Annotated in this window: 16 protein-coding genes; 2 read left to right on the plus strand and 14 right to left on the minus strand. The window is 37.3% G+C overall.

Going from position 1 to position 21,813, the window contains the following annotated elements; all coding sequences use genetic code 11:
• From AC1DDX_RS05870 to AC1DDX_RS05895, 6 genes are all read right to left on the minus strand, one after another.
• On the minus strand, nucleotides 1-579 hold a 579-nt coding region (locus AC1DDX_RS05870), incomplete at its 3' end, for a carboxypeptidase-like regulatory domain-containing protein (RefSeq protein WP_477621860.1).
• A 219-nt stretch (nucleotides 580-798) separates the two neighbouring features.
• Nucleotides 799-3,585: a ligand-binding sensor domain-containing protein gene (locus AC1DDX_RS05875; RefSeq protein WP_477621861.1), complete on the minus strand. Its 2,787-nt coding sequence runs from the start codon at nucleotides 3,583-3,585 to the stop codon at nucleotides 799-801.
• 92 nt (nucleotides 3,586-3,677) lie between these two features.
• Entirely contained in the window at nucleotides 3,678-6,446 is a 2,769-nt protein-coding gene (locus AC1DDX_RS05880; protein WP_337716462.1) for an outer membrane beta-barrel protein, read from the minus strand.
• A gap of 50 nt (nucleotides 6,447-6,496) precedes the next feature.
• Nucleotides 6,497-7,357, minus strand: a complete 861-nt coding sequence (locus AC1DDX_RS05885) for a hypothetical protein (RefSeq protein WP_337716460.1) — start codon at nucleotides 7,355-7,357, stop codon at nucleotides 6,497-6,499.
• 141 nt (nucleotides 7,358-7,498) lie between these two features.
• Complete coding sequence (locus tag AC1DDX_RS05890; protein WP_172659572.1) at nucleotides 7,499-8,515, minus strand: cytochrome d ubiquinol oxidase subunit II; 1,017 nt, start codon at nucleotides 8,513-8,515, stop codon at nucleotides 7,499-7,501.
• Nucleotides 8,516-8,519: 4 nt separating this feature from the next.
• The gene (locus tag AC1DDX_RS05895) at nucleotides 8,520-9,848 is read right to left on the minus strand and encodes a cytochrome ubiquinol oxidase subunit I (protein WP_288880995.1); all 1,329 of its coding nucleotides are present in this window, start codon (nucleotides 9,846-9,848) and stop codon (nucleotides 8,520-8,522) included.
• A 279-nt stretch (nucleotides 9,849-10,127) separates the two neighbouring features.
• On the opposite strand from AC1DDX_RS05895, the gene AC1DDX_RS05900 reads away from it, so the two are divergent.
• Nucleotides 10,128-10,910, plus strand: coding sequence for a hypothetical protein (locus tag AC1DDX_RS05900; protein ID WP_288880998.1), 783 nt, complete (start codon nucleotides 10,128-10,130; stop codon nucleotides 10,908-10,910).
• Between the two features lie 5 nt (nucleotides 10,911-10,915).
• Here AC1DDX_RS05900 and AC1DDX_RS05905 read toward each other — a convergent pair whose 3' ends face one another.
• Entirely contained in the window at nucleotides 10,916-13,480 is a 2,565-nt protein-coding gene (locus AC1DDX_RS05905) for a M1 family metallopeptidase (RefSeq protein ID WP_288881000.1), read from the minus strand.
• A 117-nt stretch (nucleotides 13,481-13,597) separates the two neighbouring features.
• Here AC1DDX_RS05905 and AC1DDX_RS05910 point away from each other — a divergent pair, with 117 nt between their 5' ends.
• A complete protein-coding gene (locus AC1DDX_RS05910) occupies nucleotides 13,598-14,446 on the plus strand; it encodes a DUF2911 domain-containing protein (protein ID WP_246269407.1) in 849 nt (282 codons plus the stop codon).
• Nucleotides 14,447-14,513: 67 nt separating this feature from the next.
• Here AC1DDX_RS05910 and AC1DDX_RS05915 read toward each other — a convergent pair whose 3' ends face one another.
• The 7 genes from AC1DDX_RS05915 to AC1DDX_RS05945 all read right to left on the minus strand — a co-directional run bounded on the left by AC1DDX_RS05915 (nucleotide 14,514) and on the right by AC1DDX_RS05945 (nucleotide 21,710).
• Nucleotides 14,514-15,542: a sialidase family protein gene (locus tag AC1DDX_RS05915; RefSeq protein WP_337716458.1), complete on the minus strand. Its 1,029-nt coding sequence runs from the start codon at nucleotides 15,540-15,542 to the stop codon at nucleotides 14,514-14,516.
• Nucleotide 15,543: 1 nt separating this feature from the next.
• Nucleotides 15,544-17,256, minus strand: coding sequence for a sodium:solute symporter family protein (locus AC1DDX_RS05920; RefSeq protein WP_172659567.1), 1,713 nt, complete (start codon nucleotides 17,254-17,256; stop codon nucleotides 15,544-15,546).
• Entirely contained in the window at nucleotides 17,253-17,402 is a 150-nt protein-coding gene (locus AC1DDX_RS05925; protein ID WP_172659566.1) for a hypothetical protein, read from the minus strand. Before AC1DDX_RS05925 ends, AC1DDX_RS05920 begins: the two co-directional genes overlap by 4 nt.
• Nucleotides 17,403-17,414: 12 nt before the next feature.
• Nucleotides 17,415-19,853: a PIG-L family deacetylase gene (locus AC1DDX_RS05930; protein WP_288881006.1), complete on the minus strand. Its 2,439-nt coding sequence runs from the start codon at nucleotides 19,851-19,853 to the stop codon at nucleotides 17,415-17,417.
• A 122-nt stretch (nucleotides 19,854-19,975) separates the two neighbouring features.
• The gene (locus tag AC1DDX_RS05935; RefSeq protein WP_172659564.1) at nucleotides 19,976-20,575 is read right to left on the minus strand and encodes an LEA/WHy family protein; all 600 of its coding nucleotides are present in this window, start codon (nucleotides 20,573-20,575) and stop codon (nucleotides 19,976-19,978) included.
• Between the two features lie 47 nt (nucleotides 20,576-20,622).
• Nucleotides 20,623-21,054, minus strand: coding sequence for a DoxX family protein (locus tag AC1DDX_RS05940; protein WP_172659563.1), 432 nt, complete (start codon nucleotides 21,052-21,054; stop codon nucleotides 20,623-20,625).
• Between the two features lie 50 nt (nucleotides 21,055-21,104).
• A complete protein-coding gene (locus AC1DDX_RS05945) occupies nucleotides 21,105-21,710 on the minus strand; it encodes a TetR/AcrR family transcriptional regulator (RefSeq protein WP_048906972.1) in 606 nt (201 codons plus the stop codon).
• Between the last annotated feature and the right edge of the window lie 103 nt (nucleotides 21,711-21,813).

A 21,813-nucleotide genomic window follows, 5' to 3' on the forward strand; every position in this document is an offset into this window, starting at 1 on the left:
ATCTACAATCACTCCGTCAACCACCCATAGAGGATTGTTGTTACCATCTTTTGCAAAGGTAGTATACCCCCTAATCCTTACCGTGGCTGCACTTCCCGGTTGCCCGTTATTTGTTGCTATGGTTACTCCGGAAGTTCTGCCCTGTAAAGCCTGTTCGACCCTATTTATCGGCATGCTTTCCAGGTCCTTAGCTTTTACACTTGAAATTGACCCAGTAACGTTACTCTTTTTCTGAGTTCCATAACCTACTACTACTACCTCTCCTAATGCAGTAACGTCTGTCTCTAATGCAATGTTAACAGAGGAGCTATTAGTTACGGTTATTGTTTGTGAAACCATCCCCAATTGGCTGATGATTAGTTTTGACCCTGCAGAGGGAACCGCGATCCTAAAATTTCCGCTGGCGTCTGTGAGCGTTGCTTTTGTGGTGCCTTGTAATGTTATGGTAACTCCTGGCAATGGTTTTCCATCGCTCTTGTCTGTTACCTTACCCGTTGCTGTTACTTCCTGTGCCATTGAGGCAAATGGGGACATAAGAAGACAGCAAACGAAGAAAATAAGTGTAAGACTTCTTTTCATACAATAAGATTTAGTTTAGTTTATAATTGGTTAATTTGGCTTCCACCTGGCGGTTTCAGCTAACTCAAATCTATACCTGGAAACGGTTTTTATAATATTTCCATACCACTACACTACCCCTACAAAAAGAAATTCAAAGGCATTATCGCCATACAAGCGCCACTACATCGCCACTACAGCGAGCAACTAAACTCCTGATTTACAATACAGTTATTTTAATCAGGAGCCCTCAGCAGTTCTTGATATCTGGATAAGGAAATCATATAGATTAGTTTCAGACTGAATATGCAGTTTCTTCCTTAACCGATACCTTCCTACCTCCACTGCTTTTATTGTAATGTTCATGAGCTGAGCAATTTCCTTGGTAGAAAGGTTCATTTTAAGATAAGCACATAATTTAAGCTCATTAGGTGTGAGCTCCGGAAACTGATCTTTTAGCTTATTAAAGAAATTAGTATTAACAGTATTAAAATGGATTGAGAAGTTTTCCCAGTCCTGATCACTCTTTTCAACATCTCTTATGAGTCGGATCAAGTGTCGGAAGCTGGGGGAACTGTCGTTGATATCGTGATTTTTAATTACAGCAGAAATCACCTCTTTTATTTTAGCCAGCACCTTGCCTCTCTGGACCAGATGCATAGTCATATTAGATAGCTCTCTATTTTTATAATTTACATCGGCTTCCAGTTTTTCGTATTCTAAACGGACGATTTCTTTTTCGCTACGATCCATTTCAAGCTGATGAAGATAGCTTAATCTGGTCTGGGCTTTGATATGTTTCTTCTTTTGCCACTTAAAGAACATATAGATAATTACGCCCAGGAGCAATACATAGAACATATACATCCATATCGTTTGATACCAGGCAGGCAAAATTTCAAAAGTATACCCCACAACTTCAGACTCGTTGCCAAAACTATTTCTGGCTCTAACATTAAATGTATACTTCCCGGCAGGGAGGTTAGTATAATCTTTTTCACTTTTTTGCGTCCAGGACGACCATTCTTTATCAAAGCCAACAAGTTGATAACCGAATTCAATATTTGCCTGATGCTCAAATAGTGTAGATGAATATTCAAAATGAAGAGAACTGTACACATTCGCAAGTTTTAAAACAGAGGATAAATCCTGAGTTTTTACCATTTTATCTTTATTCAGGAAATAACCACCAAAGATTGTACTATCCTTTTTACCAAAAAGCTTTACTGTACCTAGTAAAACATTAGGTTTTGGGATATTCTCCAAATACTTGGCATAATTTAAATGATAAGCACCCTTATTGGCACCTATAAAAACATTCTCATCATTCAGATAATAAATAGACTCAAATCCACCAACTATTTTACCATCTAGCTGAGGAAAATAATGTATTGTAAATGATTTTGTAGTTGTTGGATGTCCAAAATCTAATATTCCAACTTTTTTATCTGAGACAAACCATAAGTTTCCTTTAGAATCTTCTTTAAGATATTGGATTCGCATTTGCTTTAATGCTTCGCTAAGTAAGACAAAAGGCTTAAAATTATCTTTTGCCGCATCATATTCATATACACCATTTTTAGTTGCGACCACAACCCGATTCTTTATTTTAAAAATGTAATTATACAAATGTGAAGGCAGCCCTTGCTTATCTGTATAGATGATTTTGCCCTGATTGGTAAAACTTCCATTTCTATAACTTATTTTCTGAAGACCCAGATAGGTGCCAGCTATAATATCCTGTGAAGGATAAACCTCTGAAGTTGGTTCAAACAACCATGTTCCCGGCCGATTATATATTTGATGGGCAACATCATTTTCAATTTCAAAAAAGCCATCCTCATGCCCCATTAAAAGTTTGTTGTTGATTTCGCTAAGATTCCAGACCTGCCCTTTAGAGTTTTTAACTTCCGTAAATGCTTTGGTCGACAAACTTAAATCAGCAATACCATCTTCAATTTCTGTTACATATAAGCCATTAGATGTTCCGATATATAATTTCCCATTGAAATTACGTATAGCATAGCTTGTTATCTGTTTATTCTTATCAGGAAATATGCTTTTTACTGCGCTGTTAATGGCAACATAATCAATCCCATCATTCAGTGCTAACCAAAGGTTTTTGCTCCTATCAGTAATAAAGCCTCTTACATTGTTATTCTGTAAACCATCCTTATAGGTATATTTTTGTAAAACCTTCCCCTGTTTGTTAATAATTAGAACCCCTGCAGAGGTAGTTCCAATTACGTACTTATTACTGTCTATCCTATCAGCACCATAAATCCTGTCGTTATAAAATATCTGATCCAGGGCTGTTGGTTTAGGTGTAAGTTTTCCGTTGTGCATTAAAAAAAGTCCATTTTTTAACGTGGCGACCAGCATGGTGTCTTTATTGTATTCTATTATGGAAGTCACCGCAGATTTTAGCAACACTGGATCTGAACAATATGGTTTCCAGATCTCACCGTCATAAATCATTAATCCATGCCCTTTAGAATGAGCAAAAAACTGATGATTACTCTTACCTGCAAATTGCCATTCTATATCTGGTTTATAGGTTTTTACAACCCCATCTTTATAATAAAGAATAACGCTGGTTGTTCTGAAAACTACTGCATCATCTATAATAGCAACATTCCATATATCGGCAAAACTTCGGTATTTTTCGGGGATGAGAGGGATAATTGAATGATATTTCAATATTCCATTTTTCTCTGGATAAAAATATCCGGCTTCATCCTGTCCCCCAATAAAGATCCTATCTTTCGAATCTATTTCAACAGATCTTACAGAAGTAAAATTTGGCAATTTAATAAGATTCCAGAACCTGCCATCAAACCTCAGTAAACCTTCATTATTGCCAAAATATAAAATACCGTTCTTGTCTTGAGCAATATCCCAATTCTGCATTCCGGCTTTATACTGGTCATTATTATAGTTAAGTATTTGAGGTGTGCCAATTTGGCCCAGACCTTCAAAATGGGTAAAACAATATAGAATTAGGATGATTAGTAGAGTTTTCCTCATAAATTACAACAGACAAAAAAATCCGCATTTGGTTAGCTACCCAAAATACGGATTTTTGATCAACATAGGTGTCTCACCTAAAAAATCAAGTCCTACATAAAGCTTCCGTCTCCGCGACGCATAATGCCTCTACCACCACGTCCTTGAGAACCAGACCATTTTTGCAGTCTCATACTCAGTTTAAGCATAAAGTATCTACTGATGGGATTTACTCTTGTATTTATATAACCGCCATCATCTGGTTGCTGTGTTCTTAGAAAATTATTCTGATTTAAAATGTCAAATGCCTGAAAAGTGATCTGGCCTCTCCGGTTAAACAGTTGACGTTCCAAACTCGCATTTATCACTAAAGGGCTATTATTTGTATTTCCGACTATACCATTTATGAACTGCTTACTGCCATTGTAACCCAACATCCATACATCCCATAAATATACTCTTCCATCTAAATTAAGAGAAAGCGTGTTAATTTCATTATTACCGGAACGAAGCGTTGAATTAGATTTTTCATTTTTGTATCCGATGTTCGGATTGATTTCGAACCACTCCGTAGGATTAATTTTTGGGCCAAAGCGCTGATCGAAAGAAGTAATATCAGTAGTATTCAAGATACCGTCCCGCATACTCAGGCTATGATTATAACTCACCGTACCATTAAGTTGCAAATTATACTTTCTGTTGTTGAGTTGCTTACTGATGTTGTAATTACCGGTTAGTCTATACACTCCACTAACATTCAAAAAGCGTGTTTCATTAATTTTACTGCCAGGGAGGTTTGGATCTGGATTGTCAACAGTTGCCACATTTCTGATTACAGCGTTTTCCGTATATGCCCCATTTACGTTTAGTGAAAGATTGAGCTTGGAGTTTGCAATATAATTATTATAATCACCTCTTAAAGTATGCACAAAAGTGGCTATCAGGTCTGGATTACCAATAACCGGATTATTTGGATTTGTAACATCCCTTACCGGTTGTATCTGATCAAATGTTGGTTCTACTGCATTCCCTGAATAGTTCAAGGATATTCTTTGCTGTCTGCTCCAATGATATTCAAATCTTGCAATAGGGATCAGGTTAAAACTGGTCCGGTTTGTTGTCGTACCCAGACTTACTTTAGTTCCGGATAATAAAGCTGGCACACCTGTTAAACCAACAGAAAAACGAACTTTAGAAGCATTAGTCATTCCATATCTAAAATTCAACGCCACCCGGCCCTGTGTAAAGGAATAATTATAAATGTTGCTTAATGAATCTATAATATCTGAAACGCCGCCATCTAAAATATCCCTTGTCGTCGCGGTATTGTCATAACCATTGTAATTTATCTGGGCATTCACCTCGAATTGAGTATTGACTCCAAGAGGCTCCACATAAGTCATACTCCCGCGATAATTATCACGTCGATTCTTACGTGCTATGATCTGATTAATTATAGAATCTTTCCCGTCTTGCGCCGCTTCAGTATAAAAAGTTGTGAAATTGTATCTTTCCTGCTCATTATCCTGATTATTTTTATTCAAATCTATCTGGGTTGAAAAATTCCTTCTGTATTTTTTAAACAGATGCTGATAAAAAGCGGAAATACCAAATTGAGGCGCTGTGCTGGAATTTGAATTTGTTATGCGGCGGTCCTGATCCAGCCCCATTGAAAGACTACTCCCTCTTTGGCTTAAGGTGGAGGAGCCATTATTATCGGTAGAATTAGACTGGAAAGTCGGGACAACTTTAAGGTAATTACTTGAGTCCAGGTTTACTTCAAATTCAAGCTTAAAATTATGATTATTTGATTTTTGCAAGCCTGTATTTGAACTGTTGGAGTGCAATTGCCCATTATTTAAAATACTTAGGGATTCGGTCTCATTCAAATTGTCTCCATTGGAATTTTGAAATTGATAGCCCAAATTATAGTCTATTTTTTTCCCGATTTTATCACGCAAACTAAATCTGGCATTTGCATTCTTTGTCGTGCCACTTAATGCATTAAGATTAATTGCATCTTTATAATTACCGTTTATACCAATCTGTTGATTTCCGTTAATCCGCGTAGCAAATAATCCGGCTTCCTTTCTTTCCTTACTGCCTCCAGCGGTGTTCAGATTCACCATATTTCCAACAGACTTATCTGTTCTTGTAGTAATATTCAGTATTTTTTCAGGATCACCATCCTTTACGCCTGTACGGGCCGCCTGATCACCATAGTCATCAACAATCTGAATTTTATCAACGATTTCAGCAGGAAGATTTTTAATTGCATTTGCGATGTCACCTCCAAGATATTCCTTTCCATTCAATTTGGCCTTAGTAACTGCTTCTCCCTGATGGACTAAACTTCCATCAGTACCTACCTCCATACCTTCCATCTTTTTGAGCAGTTCGTCTACAGTAGCATTCTTTCGGACAATGTAATCGCTGGCCTTGTATTCAACTGTATCTGTTTTATAGGTAATTGAAGGAGTTCCATTAATAACTACTTCATTCAAAGTATTATGCTCTTCCTTAAGAACTATTGGATCCATCACAATCCTTGGGCTTGTGTCGTTTTGTTTAAAACGCATTGCTGGGGTATTAACATACCCAATACTCTGAACTACAATAATGTAAGTTGCTGACTTTACATTTCTAAAAACAAATACACCATCATTATTAGTACTGGTTTTTAGGGTATCCTTGTCGGAAGTTAAACTAACAGTTGCGCCAATTACTCCGAGGTCTGTAGAATCCTTTACAATTCCACTTATCTCACGCGTAGGCAAGGGTGGAGGAGGATTTTGTTGCCCCTGTGCATAAAGTACTACAGAACTGAATACCAGTAGAAATAATACAATAGCAGGTCTCAATGCATTATATAAATAATTCATTTTTTGTTTGTGTGGTTTATTTGTGTGTGAGTAGTATCTATGTATACAGCTTATTTAAGGATATATTTTCCCCAAAAATCTGTTGGGCTGGTTAATGCTTGAAAATCAATTCCAGAACGTCTAGGGCCGAAGTTGCCACCGCCACCGCCGCCTCTATTACCACCAAAACCGCCTCTTCCTCCTCCGTCGCCGTCACCGCCATCTGGTCTCTGAAATTGTAAACCATTCAATTTTATATTATATGCAAATTCCTTTGGTGCATCTTTCGAAATGCCCAACTCTTCAAATGGGATTGCCAATTCGTAGAAGAATGCTTTGTCATTCCCTATACTAGCAAATGCCTTTATACCTAAATCGTTATAAACGGAAATAAGGGTATCGGTTGTTTTTTTAAACCCGCTGATCTTAATTTCCTTGACCTGACTTAATTGCCTTTTTTGCATTACAGCCATCATAGAATCTCTTTGTTCAGGAGTTTGCGTTACCCCTCCGCCTCCACCCATTATGGCACCCATTTGGCGCCGTCCACCTCCCTGTCCACCACCTTGTGCGGGTCTGTTAATCAATGGATATGTAAGTGTAATGCTTTCCTTTTCTTTCTTTTTTCCTTCAGTATTTATAGCAAGCGTAATTCCACCGGCAAGAATCTTTGAATTATTTGCTATATCAGTTGATTTAATTACAAGGTATAAGTTCTTATCATCGTTACTTATTGTATATAAAATACTGGTCCGTTTATTTTCGGCCTGAAAGGTATCGTTCCATTCTGTATTTCTTCCATCAACTTTTATGTTAGTCGGAGCAGTTATACTGCCTTCCTGCACATCTTTAAGTTTTTGTGCTTGCACTGTCATGCAAAAACCAGCGAGCAATAAAGTATTTACTGTGATTTTTAAGAATATTGATTTCATATTTGGTGAAAGTTTGTCATTAACTATAGCTTTGGAATTATGACTCACTAAACTCGCTTAGGTTTAATCCTAATGAGCAAGTTTAGCGGTTAATATTCTTGTTACAATCAATTTTACAATAGCATTCCACCTCAATACAAATTAATGGGCTTCCTGTACTTCCTTTTTTTGTTGAAATATGTAGATCAGATAACCCAGGGCGGGCAGAATAAATATACTGCCAATCAATAAGGCGTAGCCTAATGTATCTATCGCCTTTGCTTGTCCCTGATGGGTAAGTAACGATAAATTCGCCCCATTTTTAAGGAGTACGATGTCTGGAAAATGGCTGTATGTGGCAGCAAATAAGATCATAGCAACCTGAAATCCTGCAAGCAAACGAAGCAATATAGGCTTCTTCCGCTGAAGTAAGAAAAACATAATAATCAATGAAATACTTGCAGCAATAATGGCGGTCAAACCCAAAGTGTCTCCAAAAATCCAACTTGCTAATGGGATGTTTTCATGATAAGCAGCAACAAAAACTAGTGCTCCACAAAACATAACCGTATAGATTGTTCGCCTTGCTTTTCCGATAAAGAAGCTTCTGTCATCGTCAGCCGCCTGCCCTATGATAAAAATAGTGGCCAAAAAACCACATATACTAACTGTAAATACCCCAACCGAAACAGAGAACCAGTTTAGCCAGCTAAAAACATAGGCGGAAAGAAAATCTTGTGCCTGAACATCTATTTGACCTGATACGGAACTGGCAGCAATTATTCCAAGGAAAAATGGGGTGATTAAGCTTGAATAAATAAAAATTGGGGTATATACTTTTTGCATATCATCCTTAACGGCATCATAGTTTCTAAATACGAAGGCAGTTCCACGGGCAATAATGCCAAGTAACATACATACTAATGGAATATGCAGATAGATTGAAACTGTAGTATAAATTTTAGGGAACCCAACAAAAAGGATAACAATAGCAATAATTAACCACATATGATTTGCCTCCCATATAGGGCCAATAGCTTCATACATAGTTTTACGCGTTTTGGATCGATTACCTTTGGAGGTAAACAATTCTATAATTCCCGCTCCAAAATCTGCACCACCTAATAAGATATATAATAGAATTGATGTCCACAGGAAAACAATAACAACATAGATCATAATATTAATTTTTAGGTAGTTTGGAAGTAGAATCATATAATTTACCAACCATCGTAATCTGACGGTACAGCAATAAACTCACTATAATTGCCAACGAAATGTATACACCAGTAAAGAGATAGAAGGAATAAGCAATTCCAGGCATTGGCGTTGCAGCATCCACAGTCCGCATAACACCGTTGATAATCCAGGGTTGTCGTCCAACCTCTGTTACCGTCCACCCTGCCTCCAAAGCTATAAATCCCATAGGAGTTGCAATTATAAAAAGCTTTAATAGCCAGTTACTATTAAGCCATTGTCTCTTTTTCCAAAGGGCTATAAAGTACAATAAAGCAATGAACACCATTGCCATTCCAAGTCCAACCATAATCTGAAAGGCATAATGTGTTACCGCTACCGGAGGTTGGTCTTCTTTTGGGATCACGTCGAGACCTTTAACTTCCCCACTAAAATTCCCTGTAGTCATAAAACTAAGCAGACCAGGAATTTTAATTGCGTAATCAACTTTTTTATTCGCTGTATCTGGTATTCCTCCAATAATTAATGGCGCATTTCTTTCTGTATGAAAATGAGCCTCCATAGCTGCGAGTTTTGCTGGCTGGCGATGAGCAACATCCTTAGCAGAAATATCACCACTGATAGGTTGCAAGCAAGCTGCAACTGTTCCAAATACTGCTGCTATTTTAAAAGCTTTACTGTGAAAGAGCACATTTTTCCCTCTAAGAATCATCAGGGCGTGTACACCTGCTACGGCAAATCCGGTAGATACAAATGCAGCAACCGACATATGGAGCGCCTGAGAAAACCAGGCATCATTAAACATTGCCTTTATAGGATCTATGTTTAAATACTTACCATCCACAAAGTCAAAACCGGCGGGGCTGTTCATCCAGGCATTTGCAGCAACCACAAGAATTCCTGACAATAACCCACTTATTCCTACAACAACACCAGTCACCCAGTGAAACCACGGATTTAACTTGTCCCATCCATATAAATAAAACCCAAGGGCTATCGCTTCAATAAAAAATGCCGTCCCCTCTAAAGAAAACGGCATTCCAAATATAGGACCTGCGTGCTCCATAAATGTTGGCCACAGGAGTCCTAGTTCAAAAGATAATACCGTTCCCGAAACTGCTCCCGTTGCAAAAAATATTGCAACACCCTTGCTCCAGGCTTTTGTAACGTCCTTATAGACAACCTTTTTTGTTTTTAGCCAGTAAAAATGAGCTACTGACATAAAAAAGGGCATCACCATACCAATACATGCAAAAACAATGTGAAAGCCAAGAGAGAAGGCCATCTGGAGTCGGGCAGCTAAAAAATCGTCCATAGTTAGGGTTTAATAAACGTTAGTCGCTAAAAGAAATAGTCAAGCAAAAGTACGTGTTTTAAGCACAGGAACCCAATTTCAGACCGTATTTCAAGCAATACTTTTATCAATATTTCAATACGCTTACAATTCTTTAAAAAGAATTATATTTCTTTAAAAGAACTAAAAAACAAACTAAAAAGAAAATAAATTTGTTAAAAGAGATATTTATAAATATGTTTGATACCTGTTGATCGCTAACATTTCAAAAGATAATGATGAATACATTAAAGTTTAGATATGTCCTTACAATTGTTGGAATTATATTTAATTGCCTCTTGTAAAAAGGCTAAACCTAGAAAAGAAGAAAAACCTGTAGAAACAGATAAACCGATTATTACAGATCCTGTTAAAAAACAATTTATCCCCATAAAACTGGAATCGGAAAATCTGATTATTAACCTTAAATACGTCGAAAACTCAGCTCTTATTTCAGAAGTTAATAGTTCCGATGGCTACAGTGTTAAAATAACTTACCGAGATCAATTACCCTTTGAATGTCTTAAATACAAAAGCAAAATACCTTTTAAATCTATTTATTTTAGAAAAACAGCCAATACAGATTTAAAGGTTACATTTTTCGATATAGATGGTAAAGTAGATACACCTACCGGTTCCCTGATGTTGACGAGAAATACTAAAGAACAACTGATTTCTATTCAAGCATCAGGCGACGGCCCCTCTTATCCATATAAAGAAAGTACATGGTCATATAGCTCAGCTGGAAATGTATCAGGTATTATCGTAAAAGGTTCTCCTAATGATGCATCTCCCATTAAATATACCCATGACGAAAAAAATGGAATCTTCAAGAATGTACAGCATGCTCAATTGCTATTTCTGGAAATGGGCTACAGCTTTTTTTGTGCCGATACAAACAACAGGCTAAGCTATTCAAATACACATAAACCGCTGGAAAATACCGATTTCAGTTATCAATACGATAGTGTTGATTACCCTAAACAGTTTACAATACTTCAAAGTAAGCAAACTTTTAAGATCACCTATACCGAACTTAAATAATGACCTTATTCTTTTAATAATTTTTGTGCTCTAAATAAATTATCAGAACACTGAAGAATTTTGGCCTTCAACTTTGGATTATAGCGGGGGTTCTTTTCCAAAAAGTCTTGAACAATTTTTAGGGCCTCCGCGCTCTGATAATACCCAAATGTAGATTGAAGCCAGTTTTGAGGAAAAAAGATATCTCCTGTTTTTTGTATTTCAGCCAACATATCCAGACTCTTCGCTAAATATTTAAACGAACTAGTTTGTCTTAGTGGGTGATGAAGATAATATAAGGCAGCCCCCACATTTGATTCCTTTTCTCTATTCGATTTTAGTTCAAGACTCTTAAAAAAGGCATCCCGTTTTGTTTCTGCAGAAGATACAGCTGGCATAATAAATTCAAATCTTTTTCGTCTGTCCCCATTACTTATTCGCTTAAGCTGCTTACCCAGAATCGAACTATCACCATCTCTCAATACAAGTGAAAAGGCCAATGAGGTATAATCATCTTCTGTCAGCTTTAATCCTGCAGGAATTTTCTGACTTTCCCAAATTCGGTGCAACTTTTCACCGGCGTTAGCCGATAGATATATGTCTTGGTAGGTTTTAAAAAGCACCTTCTTGTTATTAGGCAAACTTTGCTTCTGCATACTGTTCCACAAATTGCTCTCCAATGATGTGGATACGCCAGTACGTTCGGAGGCTGAAATGAGTCCCCAATAAATACTACTGATATAATTGGTCATCAGTTTGAGGTTTAGCTCTTCTTTTTCCTGATCCAGCCCTTTTACAAACAGATTTAACAGGTCCGATGGTTTAATATACCTCCCACTTAACATATTCTCATACAATGAAATATAGGCAGCAGCCCTGCTCAAAGGCTTATCAACCAAATATATCTCATTAAACATTTTTTTATCCAATGGCCAAAGACCATACCCCTGTCCTGATGAGTTAAACAGAACAAAAGATGGCACATCCATTCCTTCAGCAGCTTTTAATCTAACTTCTTTATTATTGAGGCTCACTGTTAATTCTTTACTATAACCAGGATAATAAAGAGTTACTTCTATTAATTGTGGCCAAATCCTATTTGCCCCATACTCTGGCTTCTGCTTAATTATGAACTTACTAATTTTATTACCTACAGCTTTAACCGTATAGTCAACCAAAGGTCTTCCCGCCTCATTTACCCAGACCTTATTCCATTTATTTAAATCATGCTCCGAATGTTTATCAAGGATTGTAATTAGCTCTGGCCAGGAAGCATTTTTATTCGCAAATTTCTTCAGGTATTCCTGCACACCTAATTGAAATTTCTCCTTTCCCATTAAACGCTCCAACTGTCTCATCATTATTGGAGCTTTATGGTAAATGATATTTCCATAAAGTGTTCCTGCATCTTTTAAATTATCTAAATCTTGTCTTATTGGATTTGAACCCGTAGTACGATCTACCCCATAAGCTGCAGGGAAATGATCTATCAAAAACTTAAGATCAAATGCTTCTTTCCCAGTAATATTTTCCGCACTCTTATCAGCCATAAAATTTGCAAAAACTTCTTTCATCCAAACATCTGTAAACCAGTTCATGGTAACCAAATCTCCGAACCACATATGAGCAGTTTCATGAGCAATTAAGTTATTGCGACCATTTAGTTGATCCTTAGTAGCACCTTCATCGAGAAATAAGGCCGACGACTTATACTGAATTGCACCTACATGTTCCATACCTCCAAACTGAAAATCCGGAATAGCCACAAAACCAAATTTTTGAAAAGGATAAGGAATTCCAGTCCACTGTTCCAGATAACTCAATGACTTCGAATGAATGTTAAACACTTCATTCAAGCTGTTTTTTATAATTAACGAGTCAGTTTCTCGGTATAGAAAATCGGTCAGCATGTTTCCGACTTTACCATTTGCAAGTGTAAACTTTCCTACCGCAAAAGCAAATAAATAAGTACTTAAGGTATCTGATGTATTAAATCGGTAGGTTTTACAGTCGTTTGTAACAACAGAATCTTTTAACCCAGCATTAGCCAAAGCATTCCAATCCGCCGGAATTTTTAAAGTGAGGTTATATGTTGCTTTTAAATCAGGCTGATCAAAGCAAGGAAAAACTGTCCGCGCTCTATCCGGAACAAACAAAGTATATAAATAATCACTGTTCCTGTTAAGTGCAGCCTCACCAGCCTCAAAACTCAAACCTATTATATTCTCTCCTTGCTTTAGGTATTTAGAATCTATAATCAAGTGTTCTTCCCTATGATCCACCGCTACAGAAACACCGTTTACTTCCAGACTTTTTATCTTTTTAGCATCCTCTCTAAAATCCAGCTGCAATGGATATTTAGTCGATCTAAGTTGAAATGCTATTTCTTCTGTAGCATTTATAATCTCACTCCTATTCTTAGGAATATCCAGTCCGATTTTGTAGTTGATATTACTTAAAGTCAATTTGCGATAAATAGCCAGCTTTTTGGAGACTCCCGTCTCCAATATTGGCTCTGAGAAATATTTCGCACCAGAACAAGAAATAAGAAAGAGCGCTAAAATTGCTATTGTATTACGCAAATTGACCATAGCAACGAATTTAAGATTTTGTTGAATTAAAGCATCAAATAAGTGGTAATTTAGCGTCAACAAAACTTAGATCAGCTCTGTTCAAACTGACTGATCACCTAAAACAAATTTATGATCATGAAAAAGACATTAACAACAGTACTGCTTATTGCGCTAACGGTATCATTACAATCTGAGCTTAAGGCACAAGGTGTAAAAATGCCTCAACCAAGCTCAGGGCAAACCATTTCTCAGGATTTTGGTCTGGGTAAAGTAACTATCAGTTATTCTCGTCCAAACACTAAGGGACGTAAAATCTTTGGCGGATTAGAACCATATGGTTCTGTATGGAGAACCGGTGCTAATTCTGCTACTACCATCGCTTTTACAGAGGCCGTTAAAATTGGAGGAAAAGATCTTGCTGCCGGAGAATATGAATTATTTACCATTCCAGGAGAGAGTGAATGGACCGTAATCATAAACAAAGGATCAAAACAATGGGGTGCCTATGAGTATAAAGAAAGTGATGATATATTGCGCATAAAGGTTAAGCCAACTAAACTTAAGGAGAAAGTAGAAACATTTACTATTCAATTTGCCGATGTTTATCCAAATACTGCCAAATTGCAGTTAATGTGGGAAAATACTGCTTTAACGGTTGATTTATCTACTGATTTTGACGCCAAAGTGATGGCAGGTATTGATGAGGCAATGAAAGGAGAGAAAAAACCTTACTTTCAGGCTGCATACTATTACCTTGAAACTGGAAAAGACTTAAGCAAAGCACTTGAATGGGCTACCGCTGCTGAAACTGCAGATCCTAAAGCGCCATGGGTTAAATTACTAAAAGGACGTGTTCAATTAAAATCAGGAGATAAGAAAGCTGCAGCAGCCACTGCAGAGGAAGGCATAAAATTAGCCACTGAGATTAAAAATCCTGAATATATTAGATTACATACTGGCTTATTAGCTGAGACTAAAAAATAATATTATCCAAAAACATAAATATAAGACAGGATACCATAAATCAGCATCCTGTCTTATATTTATCAAATTATTCAAGCACTATGTGCTTAATATTCCTTCTATCAAATGTATAGCTGATATGAACCTTGCCATCTTTAGTCTGAATTATTGACGGATAACTGAACTCCTTTTTAGTATCGCCATCTTCGAGCTTTAGAATATCATTCCATTTTTCCCCATCTTCCGACAAAGCGACGTTTAATTTATATCGCCCATTAAACCATTCCTTACCTGGAACAGTTGGATTATAAACAATCATATGCTTACCGTCTTTCAATGTTTGAGCATCAGTTCCTGAATTAGGATTCATCAAAGTGGTAGCGCTTAATTTACCCCATGTTTTCCCACTATCTTCCGACCACGATTCAACAACGACCCCCTGTTTACTTCGACATAATATCTGAAGTTTATTTCCCCCATGAATCAATATACTTGGCTGGATTACATCAAATCTACTATCTGCATCAACAGGTATAATCGCCCATGTTTTACCTCCATCTCCAGACCGTTCTATATGCACACTCCACTTATCATCAGTTTCAGTACTTGATGGAGACAAAATTGTCCCGTCAGCTAACTCAATAGGTTTATTTTTTATTGGTCCCAACACCCCTTCCGGCAAACGGGTTTTAGCAGACCATGTTTTGCCATTATCATCAGAAGTTCGCACCATTCCCCACCATTCTCTTGGCGAGGGCCCTTCTTTATAGAACAAAAAAAGTTTTCCCTTCTTTGTTTTAAATAATACCGGATTCCATAAAGGAGAAGACCATTCACCATTCACTTTACCATCGGCAACGGCAACAGGGCTAGTCCATTTTCCCTGTTCATTTATAGATAGCCAGATCCTTACATCTTTACTTCCTTCATGACTACCACCAAACCATGCAGCCATTAATTTTCCTCCATCAATTTCAACCAATGTAGATGCATGGCATTGATCAAATGGGGGATTGTTAAATATCAGTTCATCAGTTACCTTTTTCCATGCATGCTGTCCAAATACCGTAACAGTAGAAACAGTTAAAACAAAAGCAGTTAAAAAACTTCGTATCATATTAAATATTATTTTTCTCCCCGGCAATTCCTGTTTTCTTCATCATACTCTGAATAATTACCGACAAAAGAACTACCAATAAACACCCAATCACATTTAGCCATAGGTAAGCAACAAGATCAAGTTTACCAATAATTATAATCACCAGTTCCGTTGCTAAAGCTGCAAAAAACACAGCCCTACCATTTACATGCCGTACATAAAAAGCAACTAGAAAAACACCAAGTATGGTACCATAAATATAAGAACCAAGTATGTTCACAGCCTCCAGCAAATTACCTATCTTACTTGCGTAAAGTGCCATAACAATGCAAATCACACCCCAAAATACTGTTGCAAGTCTGGAAGCCTGCAAGTATTCATGATCTGAAGCATCTTTCTTAATCAGACGCTTATAAATATCAATCACTGTTGTGGATGCCAATGAATTTAGGGCACTGGCAGTAGATCCCATTGAAGCGAGAAATATGATCGCAATCAATAATCCTATAAGTCCCTGTGGCAAATATTGAGTTACAAAACTTAGAAATATATAGTTATTATCTTTTGTATTTGCATGCTCATCATTCTTAACCATTAAGTCAGTAGCTTGTTTTCTTATCGACTTCTCCTTCTCGTCTGCCTGTTGCAATGCCTTTCTCTGCCGGTCAATCAACGATTTATCATCTTTGTCCAAAGCAACATTCATTTTATTAACCTCAACTTGCTTTTCTTTAAAAGCCACATCATAGTCGGCCTTTATTTTATTCAGTTCAGGATTATATTTACTATTCTCCAGCTTGTTCAGCTCAAAACTGTTAAAGAATATGGGTGGTTTATTATATTGATAAAAAGTAAAAACCAATACGCCTATCAGCAATATCAGGAACTGCATAGGTATTTTAACAAGGCCATTCATCAATAAGCCCAGTCTGCTCTGACTAACAGATGCGCCAGATAAATAACGGCCAACCTGACTCTGATCAGTTCCAAAATACGATAATTGTAGAAAGAAACCTCCCAGTAAACCTGTCCATACAGTGTATTGATTATTCGGATCAAAGGTGAAGTCTATCGCATTTGCCCTACCCATTTTACCAGCTATATTTATCGCTTTCACAAAGCCAATATCTGCAGGTAGTAAATGAACTACCATAATACCCGCAGCAAACAAACCACAAAATATAATGCTCATTTGAAGCATCTGCGTATAGGAAACTGCTTTTGTACCCCCATAAACAGTATAGAACACCACTAAGCTTCCAATAAACAAAGTAGTGTAAGTAGTATTGATATTTAAAATAGTAGAAAGGATAATTGAAGGGGCATAAATGGTAATACCAGTAGAAAGTCCTCTTTGCACAAGAAAAAGAAATGCGGTTAAAGCCCTTGTTTTAAGGTCGAACCGCTGTTCAAGATACTCGTAAGCGGTATATACCTTTAAACGATGAAAAATAGGCACAAACGTGATACACAAAACGATCATTGCCAATGGTACACCAAAATAAAACTGTACAAAGCTCATCCCCGAAGAATACGCCAAACCAGGTGCAGATAAAAAAGTAATTGCACTGGCTTGGGTAGCCATAACTGACAGACAAACATGGTACCAAGGCAAAGATTGGTTACCCAGTAAATAGCCCTGAATGTTTTGAGCCCCACGGCTTTTATAAATGCCGTAAACTACAATTACAACGAGTGTAAGAATTAATACTGCCCAATCTATAACACTCATTCGAAGTATTTTGTAAATGCGTAAAAAATCAGGATCAGAAATACAAGCCAGCCTATCAGTAACCGGTAAAACTGTTTCCAGGTTTTAACAAAAGGCGGCAACTCTTGCTCTGGTTTCTCTGGTACCGGGTTGTCATGTTCTGCCATGCTGTTATTATATTACTTCTTAACTGATATTAAATTCACAAAGAGTCTATAAGCACCCGGCACGCCTGCGGGCAGTTGTCTGAAAAATGATAAACCAGTATAAACAAATCTACCCTTGCCATAATCTGCAATAATTAAAGACCCTGTCTTCTCACCTTCACCATCATCATGCATGCTCAAAAGGGTCCTGTACTTTTGATCAACATCGGTAACAAAATACAATCCTCGCTCCTGTACCCAGCCTTCAAAATCTTTATCTGTAATTTTATTCGGATAGTTCAAAGCAGGATCATCAGATTTTAGTATTGTAACTTTGGCATCTTCCTCTGTTACCCTATCTCGAGACAGGCCAAAAGGGTATGGACCTAAGTTATCTAGTCGCAAAGGGCCATTTACATTATACTGAATCAGTAAAGTCCCACCATCATTTACATACTTCATCAGTTTGGGCTGCATGCTTTTAATCTGTTCACTTACATTATATAACCTAACACCAGCAATTATTGCATCGAATCCTGAAAGATCTCCATTCACAACCTGTCCTGCGGTTAGGTTAATTACCTCGTAACCAATCTGTTTTAATGACTCCGGAACTAAATCTCCCGCTCCTGCTATATAACCTATGCGTTTTCCTGCCAACTTTAAGTCTACCTTATCCACCTTTGCCTCAGCAAATGGAAAAAGTGTTTGAGTAGGAATATGCTCATAGTCTATTACATGCAAAGCACGATTGTATGTTTTGCCATCAACAACAACATTTAAAACTAAATTACCGTTAATGGTACTCCCTGCTGGGGTAATTGTAAATTCAACGGTCTGTTCTTCACCTTTTTTAGCCAGGTTAAAGCTAATATTTTCAGGAGCAACCTTCCATCCCATTGGAATTGCGGGCTTCAATACTCCTACTGCATTATCCTTAAAACTTCTGAGCTGAATAGCTATTCTTTTAGGCTCATTATTAATAAAAACAAATGCCTTTTCACCCATAGTAGCAGTTACAGGGGGCGCAATTACTAAAGGTTTATAAATTTCACCACGTACCTGGTCCGTATATTTATAAACTACAGGTCGTTTCTTTTCAATCACCTGATCACCTATTTTGATCCGGAATAAACCGCTTAAGCCTATTGGATTTTCTGCAAGCCCAATCTTTGACAATGAATCAACTACATACGAACCTAAAGTATGTCTCTTTTCCAGCCAGTAAGGCTGAGTAATTTTTATACCTGAAGTTGATATAGTTTTATCCTGAGAAACAAATTGATTAGGCGGCAAATCAAAAGAAGCTTTGCTATTAATTTCCTCAATACTCATCTTTAAGGGGAAACCTTGTTTAGCCCTTGCAATAGCCTGTATTCTAACGTCAACAGGAGCATCTAAAGCATAAGATGAACTTACCGCAGCACTTTCAAACCAGATTCCCGCACAAGCCAGGATCAAGTCGTCCAGCAAATCTTGTTTAAAGGGCTTTCCTTTTACCAGTTGCTTAAGCTTTAAAAGTTTTATTACCGATTTAGATGGATCGGCAACATCGTATTCAGCATTAATTTCAGAAACAAGTTTTTGTATCTCTCCATTTCCAGGATTCCGATTAAGGGTAAAATCTACGCCCTCAAATATATCTTTAGACGCCTTCTCACCAGCTACATAACTAAAAAACTCTATAGCTGATCCACGTTGTCTGGAAGAACCAAAGCCCTGGCTTCTATGATTAGATCTACTTTCGGCAGCAATCTCTCCATAGCTTTTACCCAACAGAGCATTATAACCGCCCACATCAATTTTCAGCTGATCATCTGAAGTGGTATTATTACCTCCAAAATTAAAGGTATTCCAAAGAATGCGTTTTGCCTGCCATGGCTTTACAAAAGCAAGCTGTTCAGGAAATTGCTTAGGATCAGCAGCCGCTACAAAAGCTTCATGAGCCAATATTGCAGAACCAGAATGGTGTCCGTGACCTGCGCGTGAATCTTCAGGAAAGCGGGTAATGATCACGTCAGGCTGAAACTTACGAATCACCCAAACTACATCGGCAAGTATTTTTGATTTATCCCAGATCTTAAAACTCTCATCAGAATTCTTCGAAAATCCGAAGTCGTTTGCTCTTGTAAAGAATTGTTCAGCACCATCTGTACGTCTGGCGGCCAGCAATTCCTGAGTACGGATCAACCCAAGTAATTCAGCCTGTTCATTACCTATAAGATTTTGTCCGCCGTCGCCCCTGGTTAATGATAAATAACCGGCTCTAACTTTTTTCTCTTTAGCCAGATAGCCTAGTAAGCGGGTATTTTCATCATCAGGATGTGCAGCAATATATAAAACACTGCCAACAACATTTAATCCTTCAAGGCCTTGTTTAATCTCAGCAGCATTAAGTTGCTGCATATTTTGGGCTTTAATTAACGAAGGAACCAGCGCAGTAAGCAGGAGTAAGCATAAACGTAACTTCATATACATATCTTAGATTACATTTTATGTAACCTCAAGATAGCCCGAAAATAATTAAAAAACATTAATCCGAAGTGTTATTAAAAACTAAACTCCGTAACAATCATGCAAAAATACTACGGTTCTTATAGGAGAATTTTGCTGCTTACTTCTTTATCAATAGTAATAAAGCCCGGATATTTCACTAATCCACCGGCAACTTTAATACTTGGTCTGATTTTAAGTGTAAGTATCCCTTTCTTTTCGGGTCCATTCTTTCCAGATTGAATAAACTCAGTGATTTCCCTCATTACCTTGCTATCGGAGATAAACGGATAGATATTTACTTCCATATCAACCGGGACTACCGTAGCCTGTCCCGCAGCAACATTTACTTCCTGATTTACAAAACCGGCAGCAAGTTCTTGTCTGTTAATCAATATTTTGTACTCAAACTGATTAATAGAAGCATCATCACCGGAAGGATTTTTTACTTCCAGGTTCAACCGAGCTCTTAATGGAACATCTTTTCTCAATAATCCCAGAGCAAGTCCCGGAAGGCTACCCAAATTAATATCCTGATTGCTGATCATCTTTTTCACATCAGCTCCTGCCAGAGTAATCTCATCAGCCGAAGTGATCCTATATTTACATCTTTCAAGTGCTTTTATTTGTCGTGCCTGTTTGTTTATACCACAACCAGCTACCCCTATCGCCATCAGGCAAACTAATAATATCTTTTTCATAACAGCTATAACGGATTATTCAGTAAAATTATACAAATCTTTTTTTACTACCGTCTGCGGCCATTCATATTGCGGCTTATTAAATGATCAATGCTATACTTACCTGAGCCAGCAACAAGTAAAAACAAGTAAGTAAGCAGGTAATGAAATGCAAGTTCTTTCTTCTCAAATGCATCTGGTGCATGAATAATAAGACTAGCCACAAGCATAAGTATAATCAGAGGTATTACTGCAAATCTGGTTCCCAGACCTAACAAAACTAAAACGGAACATACAACTTCAGCAAACACGGTTAATACCAGAGAAGCTGTTTGACCAAGACCTATAGGATCTGCAAACTGAATCTCACCTCCTGCCAAAAGCCATGGTAATTTTTGAAGACCATGCGTAAGCATAAATGCAGCAATAGCAATACGTGTAATAAGCAGCATAAAATGTACGCCCTCATTGTTGAAATTAGTGTTAAATAGTTTTCTCATGTTTAAACTTTCAGTTTTTCAGTTGATGCTAAATATATAAATTTTGGTGATTATTTAATTGTAAGTGATTTAATAAATCCCGAAATTGCATCCTGAAGGATTAATTTCTTCTCCGGATCGGGCTTTCCTACTTTCTGGATCATCTCTATTGAAACCAAACCATGCAGTATTGAGAGATAAGTATGGTACTTTAGAAAATAGTTGGTTTCGGTATTATTGCTCGAAGCAATTGCTTCCTGAATAGTTGTGATCATAATACCAGTCATGTATTTCATTTCGGCAATTTGATTTACCATTTCACATGCAGGTATCCCAAGGCCAAACATCAACTGATAGTATTCCTTGTGTTCAAAAGCAAAATCCCAGTAAGCATGAGCAATGGCCTCCAGTTGTTCTGATGGCTCAGTATATTTATTCTTTACTTCAAGCAGCGCATCTGCGAGTTTTTGAAATCCCTCTTTAGTAAATTCCAAAAGAATAGCCTCCTTATTCTCGAAATGATTGTAGATAACCGGAATACTGTATTCGATGGCGTCGGCAATTTTACGAATAGATAAAGATTGCCAGCCATCAGTTAGCACTTGTAGCCAGGCAGCTTCAAGTATGCTAGCCCTGAACTCTTCCTTTTGTCTGATCTTACGTTCTGCGATTCCCATACTAGTTTAATTTTAGTTAACAGTGTTAACAAAAGTAATGGGTTTAAGATACAATTAAAACTTGAAATGTTTTTCTGACTTAATTACAACAATATTTTTTTCC

Source organism: Pedobacter sp. 10L46_2 (assembly GCF_056395165.1).